This is a genomic window from Legionella steelei, from assembly GCF_001468005.1.
Lineage (GTDB): Bacteria > Pseudomonadota > Gammaproteobacteria > Legionellales > Legionellaceae > Legionella > Legionella steelei.
In genome coordinates this window covers 71,046-90,359 of sequence record NZ_LNYY01000004.1, presented here as the reverse complement: position 1 = coordinate 90,359, position 19,314 = coordinate 71,046, and the positions used below count along the sequence as shown (strand labels likewise).

Genomic DNA, 19,314 nt, shown 5'->3' with positions numbered 1-19,314 from the left:
TCTTCTTAATGAACTTGCCCCGAAGGCGTGCTGCGTATTCTACTGATTTCGGCACCTGTGTCAAACACTTTTTTCATTTTTTTTAAATGTTTTCTTTTGCTTATATACTATTAGTCCATCTCGATCTTTACATGCCCATGTTGGGCATTTTTTGCATTTCAAAACTTTTCCACCAGTACTTTTTTGCCTTAGACATGAGCACGATGATCAAAATCTTGTTGTCGGTTTTTATATATGATTTATTAATAAATGATTTGCAGATGAGATCTAAAACATATTACTTTTATAAAAATGAATTGCTATTTATGCAGGGGATGCTTCGTTGTTTCGTTCGTAGATATAAAAAGTCATATCAAACTTGTTTTTTTCATCATGCTGTCTGAACTGTTTATCCTGGCAATGCCATATTGATGTATCAATTTCAGGAAAAAATACGTCTGCTGTAAATTGGTGATGTATACGTGTGATATATAAACGAGATGCTTTATTCATCGCCGCAGTAAATAATTCAGCTCCACCAATAATCATAATTTCAGAAAAATCCTTTGTTTGCTCCATTGCATTTTCTAAGGAATCACACACGACAACGCCATCAATTGTAGATAAGCCTCGACTTAATACAATATTAAGTCTTCCTGGTAAGGGTCGGCCTATAGAAACAAAAGTTTTTCTTCCCATAATAATGGGCTTACCCATAGTGATTGATTTGAAATGTTGTAAATCGGCAGGTAGATAACACAGTAATTGATTATTGAAACCTAAACCCCCAGCCTCATCAATTGCAGCAATTAAACTAATCATGATCTCATCCTTGATAAAGCCATGGACTTAGCCATGTCAACAGCAGCAAACATTGAACCTGAATCCAGCAAATTTTTACCAGCTAACTCCAATGCGGTTCCATGATCTACAGAAGTACGTATTATTGGTAATCCTAAAGTCACATTTACAGCGTTATGAAAATCAGCGTATTTAATTACTGGTAACCCTTGGTCATGATACATTGCAACATAAACATCACAATCGTTTAAATGATTCTTAATAAACATAGTATCAGCGGGTACAGGTCCTTGAACATTAATACCCTGATTTTTTAATAAGGACAGTGCAGGAGTAATTACGTCAATTTCCTCTCGTCCCAAATATCCTGATTCCCCAGCATGCGGATTTAAACCAGCCACTTTAATACATGGATCTTTAATATTGAAATCTCGAATCAGTGATTGATGCACCTGAGTAATTACTTTAATAATTAAATCTAAAGTAATGGCTTCTGGTACCTTACATAAGGGAAGATGCGTGGTAACTAAAGCAACTTTCATATCCTTACAAGCCAACATCATGACCACATCATTTGCATTGTAGTATTGCGCGAAAAACTCAGTATGCCCACTAAACGGAATACCTGCTTCATTAATGTTTGCCTTGTGCACAGGTGCCGTCACTAAGGCAGAGAACTCACCACGCTCACATAATACGGCCGCCTTATTAAGTAACTCAATAACATAGGGCGCATTTTTAGAATTGAGACATCCGCTTTGCACTGCAAGAGGACAATTGACCGAGAGTACTGATAAATGACCCGATTGGGGCACAACAACTTGTCCGCTTTGATATGGAGTAAAGCAAATAGGGCGGCCTAATTCTTTGGCTCTAGCTTCTAGTACCGCTTGATCCCCTAAAATCACTAATGGTGAATCATATTCTGCAAGAGCCAAGCATAAATCTGGACCAACTCCTGCTGGCTCTCCGCTGCTAATGAGCAGTGGCTTCACGCCAGCTCCTTTGCAATAATATTAACGTAAGCATCTGAACGAATATGTTGTTGCCAATTTTGTACTGCTTCAGCAAACTTACGTTGTTGTAAAAATTGTCGTACTTGCTGTTTTTTAAAAGCGTCAGAATCATCTTCTTGTTTACGGCCAAGTACCTGAATGATGTGCCAACCAAATTGTGACTTAACAGGTGGGCTGATTTCATTTACAGACAACTTATCCATCGCTTTCTCAAATTCAGGAACTAATACTCCAGGTGGTACCCAACCTAGATCTCCACCTTTAACCGCACTGGAAGAATCCAAAGAGTATTGCTTGGCCATAAGTGCAAAATCCTTACCAGAGCGAATTTGTTGGTACAGATTATTTACTTGTTTCTTTGAATCTTCAGGGAGCATGCTTGGATCAGGTTTTAAAAGAATATGACGAACATGAGTCTTTGTAATGACATGATGCTGATTATCACCACCAATGGAAACCAGTTTAATTAACTGAAAACCATTGCCTGCGCGTAAGGGGCCAACGACTTGTCCTGCCTTCATATTCACAACTTCTTTTGCAAATAATTCAGGTAACTCTGCTAAATGGCGATCACCTAAATCGCCTCCTTCCAGTGCAAATTCGCCGCTCGAGTTTTCTATAGCCAGGCGGCTAAAGTCATCACCTTTCTTTATTTTTGTTAATAACAATTGAGCTTTGTCTTTGGCTTTCTTTACCTCTTCCGATGTAGGTTCTTCATTGAGTGGTATTACTATATTTTGTAGATGATAAGTAAGTGCGGTGCGATCAACAATGCTTCCTTCTGTTTTAAGATACTGATCGACTTGCTCATTCGTCACCATGGCGTCTCTTCCAACCGCTTTTTGCTGCAGATGAGTAAGAAGCATCTCTTTACGAATATTTTCTCTGTATTCATTCCAGATCATACCTTGTCTCGCAATTTCCTCGCGCAACTGAGTAAGAGTTGCATGATTCGAAGCAGCAATTTTTTCAATCGCTTGGTTTAATTCTGTATCATCTACAGTAAGACCATGTTGTTTTGCCATTTGCAGCTGCACATTGACATCAATTAAGTGCTGGAGGACTTGCTTTCGCAGGACAGGGTCTGCAGGAACTTGCATTTTTTGAGCAAGAATTTGTTTTCTCGTTAATTCAACTTGTTTGTTGAGTTCGCTTTCTGTGATCACAGTATTATTAACAACTGCAACCACCTTATCCAATAATTGTTTTGCCTCTGTTACGCCAACGCTAGCAAACAAGATGCATACAAGGGCTATTTTCTTATACATACCTTAATCCTTACTTACTTTTTTCGAGCAATTTAGGTTATTTTTATCCAAAATACAAGCGGCTTTGTTTTAATCTATACCACTATTTTGTTTAACGATGAAATGGATCATTATATCCTGGAATATAAGTATTCAATACACTTGCAGGATCACTATTTGCTACTGATCCTAAGCCTTTTAGTAAAATTTGCAAATAGATATTATTATTATATTGAGGTAAATACTCCGCATTTAAGCTTTTAAAGGTTCTTCCACCCAAAATTCGCAAAGCCCAACAGCAACTATCATATTGCATCCCCAATAGTGACATCATGCTGTAGTCCTTACTAATGTTATGACTGTATGCGCCAAGCGTGCTCCATCGCTCACTTATTGGCCAAGAAACAGAAACCGTCGCTTGATGTAATGCATTATCAACCCCTGCATTATTCCTAACAGATGTCACATCACCATTCACTAAATAACTATATCCTACATTAAGCATTGCATTTGGCTTGGGTTGATAATGCACATTTAAACCACCATTGTTTGTCGCTGACTTAGCCGGATCCCATACATAGTCACCGAGAACATTCAAACGCGGGCTGAAATGATACACTGCTCGAGAAGCTATGGGTGAAACTCCATAAAATGGGGACACTTGTCCAATCTCAAGAGGAGAACCCACACAATCACCGGTTGGGTTACGGCATAACTGTACTTTTCTATCCGAGAAATATTTGATTTGCCCAATAGAAAAACTGGCTAACTCAACCCCAGTCCTTTCTGATAACCAACGTGAAGTTAATGCATAAGATAATTGATTTGCATCACCAATTCGATCAAACCCTGAAAAACGATTGGTTCTAAAAAGTTGATCAAAATTAAAAATCATATTTGCCGTATCGTATATAGGCAACTGATTTTGATTATAAAAAGGCACATACAAATAAAATAAGCTGGGCTCTAACGTTTGGGTATAGGAATCTCCCATCCAATTAAAATCCCGATCAAAAAATAAACCACCATGTGCACTGACACGAGGAATAAAACGATTATAGTCAGTGTGCAAATCATTCCAATTATTCTGTACCTGGTAATAATTTTCTACAAACTCTACCGAGGGAGTAATAAATCCCCAACTGCTTCTCTGAGGTAAAGAAAGCACTGGATTAACATGGAATCGAGGGCCTTGAGGCATCTCTACTCCAAGACTCTGCCATTTTGATGTCGGCCAAAAAAATTGATCATATTGTCCTGTTATATTTAAATTAGCCTGAGCAGGCAATTCGTAATAATAACCACGGGCATACAATTGTGGTAAACGCTCATATTGATCAGCGATGGGCGTTTCATTAATCGGATGTAAGGTTTGGAAACTTTGAACCATGCCTCTAAAAGTCCAATGCTCCGTAGAATAGGTTAAATCGGCTTGGCGCAATAACTGTCGCTGAGTAATCAGTGCCAGATTCGTGCTAAAATCCTGAAAGTAATAATCGTCAGAAACTTGCTGAACATTTACATTTAATCGCAGGTCAGGATTAATTTGCGTGGTGTCAAGAAAACCAAAAAGCCAGCGGTTGGTTGATTTGTCTTTAAACGAAGGAAACTCAGCTGCATGATTGTTCAAGAAATTACGATAAGCAGCATCATTCGGCAAAAAATTACCCGTCACGAAACCTACACTGTGTGCAGTTAAATAACGAAACTCACCGCCCAACATGACATTACGCTTTGTGTAAACGTGTGGTGTTATAGTCAAGTCATAGTTTGGGGCAATATTCCAATAATATGGCAGTCCAAGATCAAAACCTCCAACATTAGAATATCCTGTTAAAGGCATTAAAAAACCTGATTTACGTTCTTTGGTTGTAGGAAAACTCAAATAAGGAGCATAAAGTATCGGCCACTCACGGACACGCAACGTAACATTTCTGGCAACCCCCACTTTTTTCTTATTATCAATAACAATGGATTTAGCCTCAATATCCCAAGCCTTATCTTGTGGTGCACATGTAGTATAAGTGGCCTGACGCAATAAGTAGTCTGAATTCGGAAAACGTTGCATGAGGCTTGCTCGTCCCCATGCGGGTAATAAAGCGGCATGCTTATTGATATTAAAACGATAAAGTACATCTTCAGTTTGACCTGACTTATCTTGAGGATTAATCGTTGCTTTTCGAGCGATCAATAATTTATCAGGTTCCAGATAATGGACATTACCTAAGAACTCAATTTTTGTAATCTGTTTACTTTGTGGATCCCTATATACATGAGCTGTTTGTGCATTGACGATTCTCTGGTCTTGTTGAATTTCTACGTGTCCTGTCAACGTTGAAGGTTTATCTTGATAAAACGAAACGCGATCTGCCATGATCTTTATTTCATCAGGAGACGCAAGTGGTGATACAGTGATCGGTTGATACGAGCCAAGACAAATAGGAGAATTTTGATCTGCCTGCCATCCCAAGCATTGAGCAAACTTTGCGCGTATCGCATTGGTTAAATCAACATCACGTGCGATCACGCAGGCTTGTACCGGTTCATTAATTATAGAAGCCGAATAAGCCAACGCATGATAGATTACCATGAGTAAAATCAGCAGTGTCGTAAACACGCTCATCAAGAACCATTTAAATGAAATCTTGTTCACAGGTAATAAAATGCCTTATTATGCACATAAAAATATGTAACTAATTACTTTTGAGCGTCGTACGCGCATTAATGATCTTGCGATAGAGTTCTTACGACACCTATTTTCATCCGCTCTTAATTTATGGGAGAGGGAATCTGAGTTATTAAGTTACAACCAGAAAATAATGATGGGGAAGTATACCATGCATGCAAGAGAAAACGCACTGAAAGAATGGCTAATTCATACACTAAAACAACAAGATTTTCAGTTAGCACCCTTAGCTGGAGATGCTAGTTTTAGAAGATATTTTCGTCTTCGATATAATGGGCTATCGCAGATTGTTATGGATGCCCCTCCAGCAAAAGAAGATCTAAGACCGTTTATACATATCGCACAAACGTTGGAAAAAGCTGACGTACATACCCCAAAAGTGCTGGCGATAAATTCAGACGAAGGGTTCTTACTATTAAGTGATTTAGGGGATGAACTTCTTTTGAATGTGCTAGGTCCTGAAACCGTGGATACTCATTATCATCAGGCCATAAAAACTTTGTTTAAAATTCAAACATGTTCGATTAATGATCCACTGCTTGCACCATTTGATGAAACGCATATGCTCAAGGAAATGAGTTTATGTTCTGAATGGTTTTTCCAAACCTATCTCGCTTTGAATCTCAATCAAGACGAATGCACGTTAGTCCAACAGACTATGGAATGGATAGCCAAAGAAGTAGCCCAGCAACCATTAACATTTATTCATCGTGATTATCACTCTCGTAATTTAATGCTCTTAGCAGAGCAGGTAGATCCAGCCTTGGGAGTTATTGACTTTCAAGATGCAATGCGTGGTCCGTTCACATATGATTTGGTTTCTTTACTTAAAGATTGTTATATTTCCTGGCCACGAGGTAAAGTTCTAGAATGGGTCGAGTTTTTCTACACACACAGTGCATTAACCACGGATTATTCTTTGTCTGAATTTATCCGTGCATTTGATCTTTGTGGCTTACAAAGGCACTTAAAAGTTTTAGGAATCTTTTGTCGGCTGTATTTGCGTGATCAAAAACCTGGATATCTTAAAGATCTGCCTTTGACGTTAAAATACGTACTTGAATGCACAGAGACTTATGAAGAATTACACCCATTTTTCCAATTCCTGCAAATGAAGGTTTATTTACCATGAAGACTGCAATGATATTGGCTGCTGGCCGCGGTGATCGTTTGAAACCGCTTACTACGATGACACCTAAAGCGCTGTGTGTTGTTAAAGAAAAACCATTAATAGAACATCATGTCATGGGGTTGGCAAAAGCCGGCTTTGAACGATTAGTAATTAACCATGCCTATCTTGGAGGAAAAATCCGTCAGCATTTAGGAAATGGAGCGCGCTGGGGAATTGAAATTTATTACTCGCCCGAACCTCCTGGCGGATTAGAAACTGGGGGTGGTATCGTCAATGCATTACCGCTGTTAGGTGATAAGCCCTTTATTACCGTTAATGCAGATATTTATACCGACTTTGATTTTTCTCAGCTTCAGCCTGAAAATACCCATTCAATTCATGTGATTTTGGTAAATAAGAATCCATTACTGAATCATCATGGTGACTTTGGATTAATTAATCAAACCCAATTAAGTAATACAAATCCAGAATATACTCTTGCGGGAATCTGCTGCTATCATCCGCAAGTATTTATGCACTGTAAACAAGGACGCTATTCAGTTGCACCATTAATCCGACAGTATGCAGCACAAAATAAAGTGACCGCCAGTGTTCATAGTGGCCTTTGGTATGACATAGGAACACTGGAAAGACTTCATGCCGTGAATCAAATTTAAGAGCATCAACTCTTCAAAATTTTAAAGAGTTACTGGGTTCCTCTTAATCCAGTAACTCTGTAGTCTCTCAACAGCAAATTTACTCATCCAGTCCGTGCTTTTTTCAGAAACGCGCTCCTGGAAAATGGTCGAAGCTAAGTACGCCCCCCCATACTTGTAGGTTCGACCCGGTCTTCGACCTTCTCCTCGACTTTTTCTCCGACTTTTTCTTCGATCTTTTCCTCGACACCTTGAAGAATTTTGTCCATAGCTTTTTTCCTGGCTTCTTCCAGTCTGTGTTCGCCTGGGTAGTCACGTTGTCGGGATACGATTTCTGTATTAAACTTACTCTCCACTAAATAATCTTTAAAGTCTTGTGCGGAGTCTGCTAATAACTCTTCTACCTCAGCTGCAGTCATTTTTTTACTTTCATCTATATGTCCCTCTGCATTCATTTTAAAGAAATTGCCATCTCTCGTTGCAACGCCATGCTTGTTCGCTAACCACGCATTAAACAAACGATCTAACGAGTCAACTGTTGTCTCATCTAATTGAGAAGCTCCTTTTTCAGTTGAAGCATATCCACGTACAAAATGTCCTATCTCGCTGATAGCATAATCGAAGCGTATACCTGGAAGTTTTTTCTCCGATAATTTATTGACAGCCTGTTGTGTAATTCCACTATGCATGCTTTCAACGCTTGAAGATGAAGGCAGTTTGCCAGTCCAAGCTTGCCCGTCCTGAGGAAATTTATATGTCACAAGTTCAGCAAACTCATCTACTGCGTCTAGTATTTGTTGCGCGGCGTGCATTGCCTCCGGTGATTTATTTATGAATCTTGATCTCTCAACTATTTCATGAACTCGCTGCCTTAAATATTGAGCAGCTTCTGGTGAATTTTCGGCAAGCTTCATTGCGCGTAACAGATCTTCTCTAAGCGGCAAGTTTACATCTTTCAGTGGAACTATTGCAGGCGCACCTTTAACGGGCACTTTGGCGGACGGAACAGACATAAATGAATCTCTCTTTCGTAAATTCTATTATTATATTACATAATTATAGCAAACCTGCGTCACTTGCAAGAATACCGGTTTTTTATTCACTCGTTAAAAAGGCGTAAATTATAGATTCTATAAGAATGTAGCCTGGTTGTTTGCAACCGGGATTCTTGGAATATGCCACGTTAGATCCCGGTTGCAAACAACCCGGCTGAGTTGAAAGAACTCCGAAACGATAAGATCCGCAGATAACCTGCGGATCATCAGTATTCAAACTACTCATCTTTATGCATGAATGGGGACTTAACATCACCAATAACTGAGTTAAATAACTGGTTTTTCATTGAATCAAAAGTGAACTCATCCACCAAAATAGCATCCCAGCGAGCTGCTTCCGTTGCAAGTAAGGCATCCATTTCCTGTTGAGTTAATTCATTCTTTTCAACTTTTTCTTTCAATTTATCCTGTAACTTACCAAATTTAACCCGTTTTAAATCTCCCACTTTTTTAGCAAGCTCATCTGTTTGAATGATTTGCTGTAAGGCACACTCTACTCTGTCTATGGGTTGTTTGGGATCACCACTCAGATAAACGATTTGCTTCAAGCGGTCGCGATACTCATTATTCGTGGTCATCAAACGTGCTAATTTGTGATCCAGCTTATCAGAGGGATAACACATCGTTTGTCCAAAAGGAAATGCAATGATGCGTGCGAAAAAGCCTAAAAATCGCGAGGGGAAATTGTGACAAAATGCAATCATCGCTCTTTGTGCATGATAAAAACAATAAGAAACGGCCCATTGAGCATGTAACTGGTCATCAGGGGTTTCACCATTCAATTGCACATTTCTTAACACAGCCATCGCCATGTACAGATAGGACATTCCATCAGCCAGACGGGCCGACAAACGTTCTTTGCGTTTTAAATCCCCTCCTAACACAATTAACGCTAAATCGGCAAGCCATGAATAAGCGTGGCTTAGACGTGCCAACCGTTTATATTCACGCTTCATTTTAAGATCTGGCGCACTAATAAATATCCCACCGGTCCACGCGGAACAAATTGTTTTGGCGAAATTTTGCATAAAATATTGAATATGCTTCCAGACAACCTCTCTGAATGCCTCTTTATCTTCCTTGGAAATCGCATAAAACTCATTGCGTACATAAGGGTGACATGCCATTGAACCTTGTCCAAAAATCAACAGGTTTCGTGACATTACATTTGCTCCTTCCACCGTAATGGAAATGGGAACCCCATTATAAAAATTGGTTAAATAATTTCGAGGACCAACAACTACAGCACGCCCGGCATGCACATCCATTGATGCATTAACCACTAATCGTGCAAATTCAGTATTAAAATATTTAGCAATTGCCGAGGCGACAGAAGGTTTTTTATGCTCATTCACCGCCGCAACAGTTAGTAGTCGATTTGCATTAATTAAGTAATTTAAACCCGCAATCTCTGCAAGTTTTTCTTCAATTCCTTCAAACTGGCCAATTTCTACATTAAATTGGCAACGTATGCGAGCAAATGCGCTGGTTGCCAGATAGCATGACGAAGAAGTACCTGCACCAAGTGCTGGTAAAGAAATGGAACGGCCAATGGATAAACATTCGACCAACATTTGCCAGCCACCACCGATACGTTTCTGGCCACCAATCACTGTAGTGATGGGCACAAAAATATCTTTTCCACGAATGGTGCCGTTCATAAATGGTTGATCAGAAGGCAAATGTCGATTGCCAATTTCTAGATTTTTAGTATCACGTGGAATCAACACACAGGTGATTCCTTCTTCTCCTTCTCCCTGCAACAAGCCATCGGGATCTTTTACATTCACAGCAAGACCAATTAATGTTGCTACGGGTGCTAAAGTAATCCAACGTTTGTCTAATGTAATGCTTAATCCAAGAACCATTTTGCCATCAACTTTCTTTTTCATGACAATGGCAGTAGATTGAATTGAGGTTGCATCACTGCCTGCCCCTGGTTCAGTTAAAGCAAAACAAGGGATATCAATACCTTTTGCAAGACGTGGTAAATAATGAGCCTTTTGTTCGTCGGTACCATAATAATTGATTAATTCACCTGGGCCTAAGGAGTTAGGTACCATAACAGTGACTGCGGTGACACCAGAACGCGAGGCAATTTTCATCACCACATCAGAATGGGCGCGAGCTGAAAACCCTTTCCCACCAAATTCTTTTGGAATCACCAAACCAAAAAAGCCATTTTCCTTCACATAAGTCCAAACTTTTTCGGGTAGATCCCGTGCTTGGCTAATTTCCCATTCATCAATCATGCTGCATAAGGTTTGTGTTTCATTATCAAGGAATGATTGTTCTTCTGCAGAAAGTTCAGTAACTACATGAGCTAATCGATTCCAGTCTGGCTTTCCCGTAAAAATATCTTGTTCTAACCAAGTATCTCCCGCATTTAATGCTTGTTCTTCAGTTTTAGATAACTTAGGGATCGACTTGCCTGCTTTTTTATAGATAAAATCTGCAATCGTCGCTCGCAGCGGTTCGAGGTACACGACAAGTAATGCCACAATAATTACGAGCCAAAGAATAAAACCCACTATCCAAGGCAAGCCGATAGCAAATGTCGCCACGATTAAATAAAAGACACTCCCCAGTTCCCAAACTAATGGATTCATTGCCCTATAAAGAACAACTAGGGTGAATATTAGATAAACTAAAAAAAACAGAATGGCCATAATATCAATACCTTCCCTTGCTTTGCATAATAAAGGTGTAGTATATACTCTTTATTTTACGAGTAGCAATTGACCATGAACCAACGCTTGGTTTGGAATTTCGAGCTAGCCCCGAAAGAAAGCTTGCCGCTGGCAACTTTTGTCGATAAAAAAAATGAAGAACTGAAATGGGAAGTGCGTTATTTTTGGCCGGATAGTGAGATAATCATCCTAAATGCTATTGACAGTTCATTGTTTGATTTAGCAAATTATAAGCAGAAACACAAAGAAGATTATTATTATTTACTGCCAGGTCAAAATTACAATATCAAAAAGCGTCATGAGCAATTGCTTTATAAGCCCATGGTCAAACATGCAAATCATGCTGTCGGTTATGGTGCAAAAATAACGCTTACCCCGCTGCAAGAACAACAACCGTTGCCTGCAGATTTACAAGAAATAATACATCATGTTGAAACAGAGGGAGTCGGAATTTTTGTTAAAAAGGAATCCTTCATCTACAAATTCCCAACAACTCCCACAATAAAAATCGAGCTTGCACGTCTTGAGGTCCTCCACAAAATCTATTTTAGTTTATGTGTCGAAGGAAAATCGCTGCATTTAGTAGAGACTATTTCCAAGCACTTGCTGGATGGGCCCATTTCCTGCGAATATGTAACTTTCCTGAAAAATTTATTGAAATTATGATAAGAAACCTACTAGACCTTATCCTAAGCTTTGGAAAAATTGGCCTTATTTCCTTAGGTGGCGGTAATTCCATGTTAAAACTGTTGGAATATGAGGCCGTTGATTATCGACACTGGATAGGTCAAGAAGAGTTTATCGCCATGGTAGGCTCAAGCTTCATTTTCCCAGGATTAACCGGTGTTAAATTATCAGCGCTCATAGGATATAAAGTCGCGGGGATCGCTGGTTTGCTGATTGCGGTACTGAGTCTTAATTTGCCAGGATTATTAATGGCTATCGTAGGCTACCATTGGCTAACCAGTCATAGTGGTCCTGGGATGCGTAAGATAATGATTGGTGTCCAGTATGGCGCATTAGCATTGCTTGCTGCAGCAAGTTACTCTGTTGCCCAAGGGGTTGTAGGCATGTACTTTTCTATTCCAATTGCGCTGTGTTGTTTCATTTTTTTCCTCGCTTTAACTTTTTGGAATTTATCACCCTTTTATGGTTTTTTAGGGTTTATAGTAGTTTGTTTTTTTCTAGTTCGTTGAGTACAGTGAGATGTAAGGCCGAGAATAGTAACGTTGCGATGTCTTGTAAAAAATAGCATCACATTTTGATGCTTGGAGAAGAGTCAGATTTGAGTGCCAAATATGGCTTTTCGGTGAACGTGGGGACAGGGTTACAAAAAATGGAGTTACCCTTGGAAATAATGTTAGATAGTCCAGAATATTATATCAATCGAGAATTCTCTATCATTGCATTTAATCAGAGAGTTCTTATGCTAGCCAATGATGAACGTGTTCCTTTACTGGAAAGAATGCGTTTTCTTAGCATATGCAGTAGCAACTTAGATGAGTTTTTTGAAATACGTGTTGCAGGCCTGAAAGAAAAGATCGCTTTGTCCTCGGGGAAATTAACTATTGATGGGTTACGCCCTGAAGAAGCGTACAGCCAGATCAGTCAAAAAACACATACACTCATCGACCAGCTATACTCAATCTTTAATAAACAACTCCTTCCCGCTCTAGGTAAAGAAAAGATTTTTTTCCTAGATACAGAGCAATGGACCGATGACATTCATTTATGGGCAAAGCATTATTTTAAACATGAGATTCAACCTGTAATCAGCCCAATAGCTCTCGATTTAGCACATCCTCTACCACAGCTGATTAATAAAAGCCTCAACTTTATTATTTCATTAAGTGGTAAAGATGCTTTTGACCGAAATATTAATTATGCGGTAGTCCATGCACCACGATCGATTCCTAGAGTCATTCATCTACCATCAGAGTTATGTGGTGATGCTCATTATTTTGTTTACCTCTCGTCAATTATTACCACCCATGTAAATAGCTTATTTCCCGGAATGGAAATTAGTGGTTGTTATTCATTTCGTCTGACTCGCAACAGTGATTTGTTTTTGCGCGAAGAGGAAATTGATGATTTAGCCAAAGCACTACAACGGGAGATTTTTTCCCGTCATTATGGTCATGTCGTGCGACTCGAAATTGAAAAAAATTGTCCAGAAAAAATTGTTGATTTTTTATTACAAAAATACCATCTGCGTCATGAAGATACTTATTATTGTGATGGTCCCGTTAATATACAGCGTCATTTAACTGCCATTAACAGCATTGATAGGCCTGATTTGAATTACCCAGCTTATACAGCACAGTATCCCCAATTTCCTAGGTCAGAACGGAATTTATTCAATGTGATTGATGAAGAAGATATTCTGTTGCACCACCCCTATCAAAGCTTTGAAGTAGTAATTGATTTTGTAAGACAAGCTGCAAGTGATCCCAATGTATTAGCAATTAACCAAACGTTATATCGCACACGCTCTGAATCAGTAATGGTCGATGCTTTAGTCGATGCTGCCCATTCAGGTAAAGAGGTCACTGCCGTGATCGAATTGCGCGCTCGTTTTGATGAAGAATCCAATCTGAAATTAGCCAATCGTTTACATGCAGCAGGAATACTGGTGCTTTATGGGGTTGTTGGATATAAAACCCATGCCAAAATGACGCTAGTTGTGCGCAGGGCACATGGCAAACTCAAGCGTTATGTCCATTTAAGCACTGGCAATTACCATGAATATACTGCCAAACGTTATACTGACTTAGGTTTATTAACATGCGAACCTACAATTACTTCAGATATCCAAATCATTTTTCAACAATTAACGGGGCTAGGCAAAGCAATCAAACTCAAAGCAATAAGCCATTCGCCTTTTACATTACAAAAAACATTGTTGCAATATATCGAACAATGCACTGCAACTGCCTTAAAAAAAGGCGACACGGAAATTCTCCTTAAAGTGAATGGGTTAGCCGATAAAACCATCATTCAAGCTTTATATAAAGCATCACAAGCTGGCGTTAAAATCAATTTGCTGGTGCGCGGTGTGTGTTGTCTCAAACCGGGAATCCCAGGGATTTCAGAAAATATACGGGTACTTTCCTATATTGGCCGATTTTTGGAACATCATCGAGTATTCTACTTTCGGGTGCAAGAAGAAGAATATTATTTTTGTTCTAGTGCTGATTTGCTGGAAAGAAATTTATACCATCGCATTGAAATTATGTTCCCTATTCTTGATGAGAACTGTAAAAAGCGTATCAAGCAAGAAATTATTAAGAATTACCTCAAAGACAGCAGTAATACCTGGGAAATGCAAAGCGATGGAAGTTATAAACCATTAAACCAAGGCACTAATAGTGCACAGGAAAAACTGATTAAACTCTATCAAGACGAAGAAAATTCGATTTAGTAAAAGTTCCTGGATTACATCCTTGCCGACACTACGCCCCAACGCGGCCTTGTAGCATAGGTGCTACGCAGCGGCACCCAGGCTAAAAAGCGGCAAGGAAACCCAGGCTATTTTTTATCGAAAACAGGTTAACTGAGGCTGAGCACCCAATTGCAGATGTACCTCCGTTCCCAAAGGGATAGGATAATTAATCGCCCCATGGCCTATTCCTGCAATTCTTAGTACTGGAATAGCACTGTGTTCAGCAAAACGCTGTAAGACAGGTTCAATCAAAGAGGAGCCATTGGGCTCAAGACCCTCGAGAAAATCACCCAATATGATTGCAGTTGCATTGGAAAAAACCTTTGCTTGCTCTAAATGCTCCAGCATTCGATCAACACGGTATCCTCGCTCACCAACTTCTTCAAGTAAAATAATTTTATCACGTCCATCCATGTGCCAGCTCGTACCAATCCCTGATTGTACAATTGCTAGATTACCACCAGTTACCTGGCCTTTAATCATGCCCTCTTTCTTTGCCTGTTTGTTCAGAGGGATTAAATCATTGAACTGAATGGGAGTATCACCAAACAAAATTGACTTTACTGCCGCGATCGATTCTTTGGAAAATTTATCGGGTGCTGCAGCACCATGTATTGTTGGCCAACCCCAATGTTGTTGTAAATAGAGATGCAGACAGGTAATGTCACTTATACCAATAAATATTTTAGTCATTTCTGGAGGATGAAGCGTTGCTAATTTTGGAATTAAGCGCGTAGCACCATAACCACCTCGCACACAAATGACCGCTTTAGTATTAGGATTTAGAAGCGCATTTTTTAAATGGTTAAAACGCATTTCATCGGTATTGGCACAAAGCAAATCTCGAGCAAAAATATCTTCCTGCACAATACAATTTAATCCCCAAGACGCCAATAATTCTTGCAATGCAAGCAATTGACTGTCTGTACTTCGAGATGATGGTGCAATGATTTCTATAGAATCGCCAGGGGATAACACAGGTAATTTCTTCATTCGCTATCTCTTAAAAAAAAATTTCTTCCATTTTGGATAAAAGACATTGTACTGCAATTTAAGGAAAATAAGGCAAACACTACTCTATCTTCTCAGGCTCAACAAACCCTAAATAAGTAGGGTTTTACTTAGCTTTCCTGGTTCTTCACATACTAAGCGTGGCAACAGGTATCCTGGCAGGAGGTTTTGTAATTGCTTATAAATCGATTGTATTGTCGCAAAAGCTAAATCAAAATGAGTTGCTCCTTGCACCTTATCCAGTTGATGTAAATAATAAGGCAAAACGCCGTATGCAAATAAAGTTTGGCTTAAATCAGCCAAAATCTGAGCATCATCATTGATTCCTGCAAGTAATACGGCTTGGTTTAGCAAATAACATCCAATTTGTTGTAACTCATGAAGCACATGTCGCACAGACTCATCCAGTTCTTGCGCATGATTACAATGCAGGACAATCACTTTATTAAAGCGGGTATTTTTTAATATTGAAAGTAATCCCTGATCAATTCGCTCGGGAAAAACCACGGGAATTCGGGTATGGATACGTAACGTATGCAGATGTGGAATTTCTTCCAATTGTTTTATTAATTCAGCTAAAACCAAATCAGATGCCAACAGAGGATCACCTCCACTCAAAATGACTTCGGTAATGCTGGAATCTTGGGCAATGTAATCACAAATTGCTTTTAACCCATTCCGGCCAGGGTTATTCTCTTGATAGGGGAAATGTCTGCGGAAACAATAACGACAATTTACAGCACAAACACCCGTTAAGGTTAATAAAACCCGACCGTAATATTTATGCATTAATCCACGAATTGGGGTATTGTCATGCTCTTCTAAAGGATCAAGACCGTACTCTTCACTGACTTGTAATTCATTTTCAGTAGCTAAAACTTGGAGTAATAAAGGATCACGGGGATTTCCTTTTTGCATACGCTGCGCGAATCCCAGAGGCACACGACTAGGAAATTGCTTTTCAGCATGTAAATTCCCAGTAGATAAGGGCAGCTCTAAAAATTCTAATAATTCATTAACTGAAGCAAAACCTTGCGCCAATTTTTTTTGCCAACTTAAAGAGGTATCTCGCATTAATTACACAGACTTGATAAACTGTGCGAACTTTAACTAAAACCAAACAAAATCTCAACTCTGGAGTACTAATGGCAATTTATAGCACCAATGAATTTAAAAATGGCTTGAAAGTAATGGTTGATGACGCCCCATGTACCATTCTCGATTGTGAGTTTGTAAAACCCGGAAAAGGACAAGCTTTTACTCGCATTAAAATCCGCAACTTAAAAACAGGTCGTGTTGTGGAGCGTACATTCAAATCGGGAGACACATTACCTTCAGCTGATGTTGCCGATGTGGAAATGCAATATTTGTATAATGATGGGGAACAATGGCACTTTATGGTTCCTGATAATTTTGAACAATATGCTTTAGGTAAAGAAGTACTTGCTGATGCAGAACAATGGTTAAAAGAACAGGATATTTGCATTATAACGCTCTGGAATAATGAGCCCATACAAGTCACGCCACCAAACTTTGTGATTTTGGAAATTACGGAAACAGATCCTGGATTAAAAGGCGATACTTCTGGAGGCGGTGGAAAGCCAGCCACCTTAGAAACAGGAGCCGTAGTTCGTGTGCCCTTATTCGTACAAACTGGTGAACTAATTAAAGTAGATACCCGTAAAGGCGAATACGTATCTCGTGCCAAAGAATAATATAACTTCCTCACATTTTGAGGAAGTTCAACTTTAAGTTGATTGAGCGAACACCAGAAGCTGTTGGCAATTCGCAAGATTGAGCTAATGGTGAGATTTTAGAGTATAGAAACACAGAAAATCTCGCCATTTGACCAAGACAGTAGAATTATCAGTTAATAAACCTGATAAGAGTCATACATTCCCCAGTAACCTACATCTCCCAAATCGTCATAACCATAATAATAAGCATCATTATCATTGTAATAATCAATATCCCAGTAAGGACTGGTATGATAATATCCAACGGAATATGCGTATGCAGGAGTATAGGTGGGAGTATAGTAAACTCGTTCCGTAACACAGCCAGCTACCAAAAGCATGGAACTGACCATGATTAAAGCAAGAATCAATCTGTTCATAATCCCTTCCTATTTATTGATACTTTAAATCCTAAAAATTACCACCGATGCCAATAGTGCCAATGATGCCATCTATGCCAATGGTGCCACCTATGCCAATGATGCCATCTATGCCAATAGGCATATTTTGCACCTGCGGCAGGTAAATTATCATTTGCGACTACCGAGGCATCTGTTCTTTGTGCTGGATTTTCAAGGGCTGAGGGTAGAGCCGAAGCAGAAGCAGGCAACGCGGCTAAAAAAAGAGGGGTACTTAAGACTACAGAAATAATTAGTTTTCTCATAATAGCCTCCAGACTCTTATTCACAAATCTAATTATGGTAGCTTAAGTATAAGACAAGAACATTATTTAATCAAAATGACTGTTTTTTATTCTAATTTTGATGTGATTATATAGGCGAAACCTTTCCAGATCCTGAGCCTCTTACATGATCCACTTTGTAGGTTTATGTAGAGCTTAAGGCGTCCCACTGACCACATAGGCCTGCACACCACTCTCCAAAACAACCTCCTAACCTGAAGTTATTAAATGGTTCAGCCGGAATAAGTATCACCCATATGTATAAAGGATAGACTACGTAGCTCGCATGTGCACAATTTTTGTGCAAACTTTACTTATTCCTTGTCTCGATATAAATGATTCGCAGAGGCTTGCACTGTGGGCATAATTGTCATTTCTTCGATATCTACATGTTGTGGGCGGGTAATACAATAAACTATCGCATCCGCTATATCTTCGGCCGATAAAGGATGAAAGTCCTCATAAAACGTTTTTGCCTTTTGTTTGTCATTCCATCGCACTTCACTAAACTCAGTTTCGACTGCACCTGGGGCAATTTCCGTAATACGAACTGGTTTACCAAGCATATCCAGTCTCATTGATTTTGAAAGCGCATGCACTGCATGTTTCGTTGCACAATAAACATTACCATTTGGATAACACTCATGTCCTGCTATAGAGCTGATGTTCACTACATGGCCACGACCTCGCTCCAACATTCCGGGAATCAAAGCTCGGCTGACGTATAACAGCCCTTTAATATTGGTATCAATCATAATATCCCAATGCGCTTCAATCCCCTGCTGCAATGGCAACGTATCCAATGCTAATCCTGCATTATTAATGAGTACATCTATAGCTTGCCACTGGTTGGGTAAAGAATTTAATTGTTTTTTTACTTGCTCACGATCACATACATCTAAAGGTAGTACATAGTGTTCTTGACCATAATGTTGACTTAATTCTTTTGCCAAAGCCTCAAGGCGTTCCACACGTCGGGCACAGAGTATCAACCGAGCCCCATATTGTGCACATAAGCGCGCGCACGCTTGACCAATGCCACTTGATGCCCCAGTAACTAAAATAATTTTATTCGTTAAATTATTCATCTCTTGTCCCTCAATGTTTCTTGTTTATTACTTAATTTAGGATCTGCTGACTATCGCTAGATTGAGCCAATGTGGTTTGATTTTAGAGTACTGAAACACAGCAAACAACCCCAC

At 39.4% G+C, this 19,314-nt stretch carries 17 protein-coding genes; 6 read left to right on the top strand and 11 right to left on the bottom strand.

The genetic code is table 11. The features are described from left to right. Window positions 1–303 precede the first annotated feature (303 nt). From Lste_RS01365 to Lste_RS01350, 4 genes are all read right to left on the bottom strand, one after another. The gene (locus tag Lste_RS01365; protein ID WP_058509295.1) at window positions 304–801 is read right to left on the bottom strand and encodes a dihydrofolate reductase; all 498 of its coding nucleotides are present in this window, start codon (window positions 799–801) and stop codon (window positions 304–306) included. Further along, the gene (gene pdxA / locus Lste_RS01360) at window positions 798–1,775 is read right to left on the bottom strand and encodes a 4-hydroxythreonine-4-phosphate dehydrogenase PdxA (RefSeq protein WP_058509294.1); all 978 of its coding nucleotides are present in this window, start codon (window positions 1,773–1,775) and stop codon (window positions 798–800) included. Before pdxA ends, Lste_RS01365 begins: the two co-directional genes overlap by 4 nt. Then, window positions 1,772–3,064, bottom strand: coding sequence for a peptidylprolyl isomerase (locus tag Lste_RS01355; protein WP_058509293.1), 1,293 nt, complete (start codon window positions 3,062–3,064; stop codon window positions 1,772–1,774). Before Lste_RS01355 ends, pdxA begins: the two co-directional genes overlap by 4 nt. Before the next feature lie 91 nt (window positions 3,065–3,155). Further along, on the bottom strand, window positions 3,156–5,666 hold the full coding sequence (locus Lste_RS01350; protein ID WP_058509292.1) for an LPS-assembly protein LptD: 2,511 nt from the start codon (window positions 5,664–5,666) through the stop codon (window positions 3,156–3,158). Window positions 5,667–5,880: 214 nt separating this feature from the next. Between Lste_RS01350 and Lste_RS01345 the strand changes: the two genes are divergently transcribed. Next, window positions 5,881–6,861, top strand: coding sequence for an aminoglycoside phosphotransferase family protein (locus Lste_RS01345; RefSeq protein ID WP_058509291.1), 981 nt, complete (start codon window positions 5,881–5,883; stop codon window positions 6,859–6,861). Beyond that, complete coding sequence (murU, locus tag Lste_RS01340; RefSeq protein ID WP_058509290.1) at window positions 6,858–7,517, top strand: N-acetylmuramate alpha-1-phosphate uridylyltransferase MurU; 660 nt, start codon at window positions 6,858–6,860, stop codon at window positions 7,515–7,517. Before Lste_RS01345 ends, murU begins: the two co-directional genes overlap by 4 nt. Window positions 7,518–7,651: 134 nt before the next feature. Here murU and Lste_RS01335 read toward each other — a convergent pair whose 3' ends face one another. Both Lste_RS01335 and Lste_RS01330 read right to left on the bottom strand, forming a co-directional pair. Further along, entirely contained in the window at window positions 7,652–8,509 is an 858-nt protein-coding gene (locus Lste_RS01335; protein WP_058509289.1) for a hypothetical protein, read from the bottom strand. A 260-nt stretch (window positions 8,510–8,769) separates the two neighbouring features. Then, window positions 8,770–11,220 carry an acyl-CoA dehydrogenase gene (locus tag Lste_RS01330; RefSeq protein ID WP_058509288.1) on the bottom strand — a complete coding sequence of 817 codons (2,451 nt, stop codon included), beginning with the start codon at window positions 11,218–11,220 and terminating at the stop codon, window positions 8,770–8,772. Between the two features lie 75 nt (window positions 11,221–11,295). On the opposite strand from Lste_RS01330, the gene Lste_RS01325 reads away from it, so the two are divergent. From Lste_RS01325 to ppk1, 3 genes are all read left to right on the top strand, one after another. Then, window positions 11,296–11,907 (top strand): hypothetical protein, encoded by a 612-nt coding sequence (locus Lste_RS01325; RefSeq protein ID WP_058509287.1) that lies wholly within the window; start codon window positions 11,296–11,298, stop codon window positions 11,905–11,907. Then, entirely contained in the window at window positions 11,904–12,437 is a 534-nt protein-coding gene (locus tag Lste_RS01320) for a chromate transporter (protein ID WP_058509286.1), read from the top strand. The genes Lste_RS01325 and Lste_RS01320 overlap by 4 nt, the downstream gene beginning before the upstream one ends. Before the next feature lie 140 nt (window positions 12,438–12,577). After that, window positions 12,578–14,662 (top strand): polyphosphate kinase 1, encoded by a 2,085-nt coding sequence (ppk1, locus tag Lste_RS01315; RefSeq protein ID WP_058509300.1) that lies wholly within the window; start codon window positions 12,578–12,580, stop codon window positions 14,660–14,662. 114 nt (window positions 14,663–14,776) lie between these two features. Here ppk1 and Lste_RS01310 read toward each other — a convergent pair whose 3' ends face one another. Both Lste_RS01310 and epmB read right to left on the bottom strand, forming a co-directional pair. Then, window positions 14,777–15,676 (bottom strand): S66 peptidase family protein, encoded by a 900-nt coding sequence (locus Lste_RS01310; protein WP_058509285.1) that lies wholly within the window; start codon window positions 15,674–15,676, stop codon window positions 14,777–14,779. 108 nt (window positions 15,677–15,784) lie between these two features. Beyond that, window positions 15,785–16,768, bottom strand: coding sequence for an EF-P beta-lysylation protein EpmB (epmB, locus tag Lste_RS01305; protein WP_058509284.1), 984 nt, complete (start codon window positions 16,766–16,768; stop codon window positions 15,785–15,787). A gap of 71 nt (window positions 16,769–16,839) precedes the next feature. Here epmB and efp point away from each other — a divergent pair, with 71 nt between their 5' ends. Then, window positions 16,840–17,409, top strand: a complete 570-nt coding sequence (efp, locus tag Lste_RS01300) for an elongation factor P (protein ID WP_058509283.1) — start codon at window positions 16,840–16,842, stop codon at window positions 17,407–17,409. A 155-nt stretch (window positions 17,410–17,564) separates the two neighbouring features. On the opposite strand, the gene Lste_RS01295 is transcribed toward efp, so the two are convergent. The 3 genes from Lste_RS01295 to Lste_RS01285 form a co-directional block, all read right to left on the bottom strand. After that, the gene (locus Lste_RS01295) at window positions 17,565–17,810 is read right to left on the bottom strand and encodes a hypothetical protein (protein WP_058509282.1); all 246 of its coding nucleotides are present in this window, start codon (window positions 17,808–17,810) and stop codon (window positions 17,565–17,567) included. A gap of 38 nt (window positions 17,811–17,848) precedes the next feature. Further along, window positions 17,849–18,094 carry a hypothetical protein gene (locus tag Lste_RS01290; protein ID WP_058509281.1) on the bottom strand — a complete coding sequence of 82 codons (246 nt, stop codon included), beginning with the start codon at window positions 18,092–18,094 and terminating at the stop codon, window positions 17,849–17,851. Between the two features lie 332 nt (window positions 18,095–18,426). Further along, window positions 18,427–19,200 carry an SDR family oxidoreductase gene (locus Lste_RS01285; protein WP_058509280.1) on the bottom strand — a complete coding sequence of 258 codons (774 nt, stop codon included), beginning with the start codon at window positions 19,198–19,200 and terminating at the stop codon, window positions 18,427–18,429. Between the last annotated feature and the right edge of the window lie 114 nt (window positions 19,201–19,314).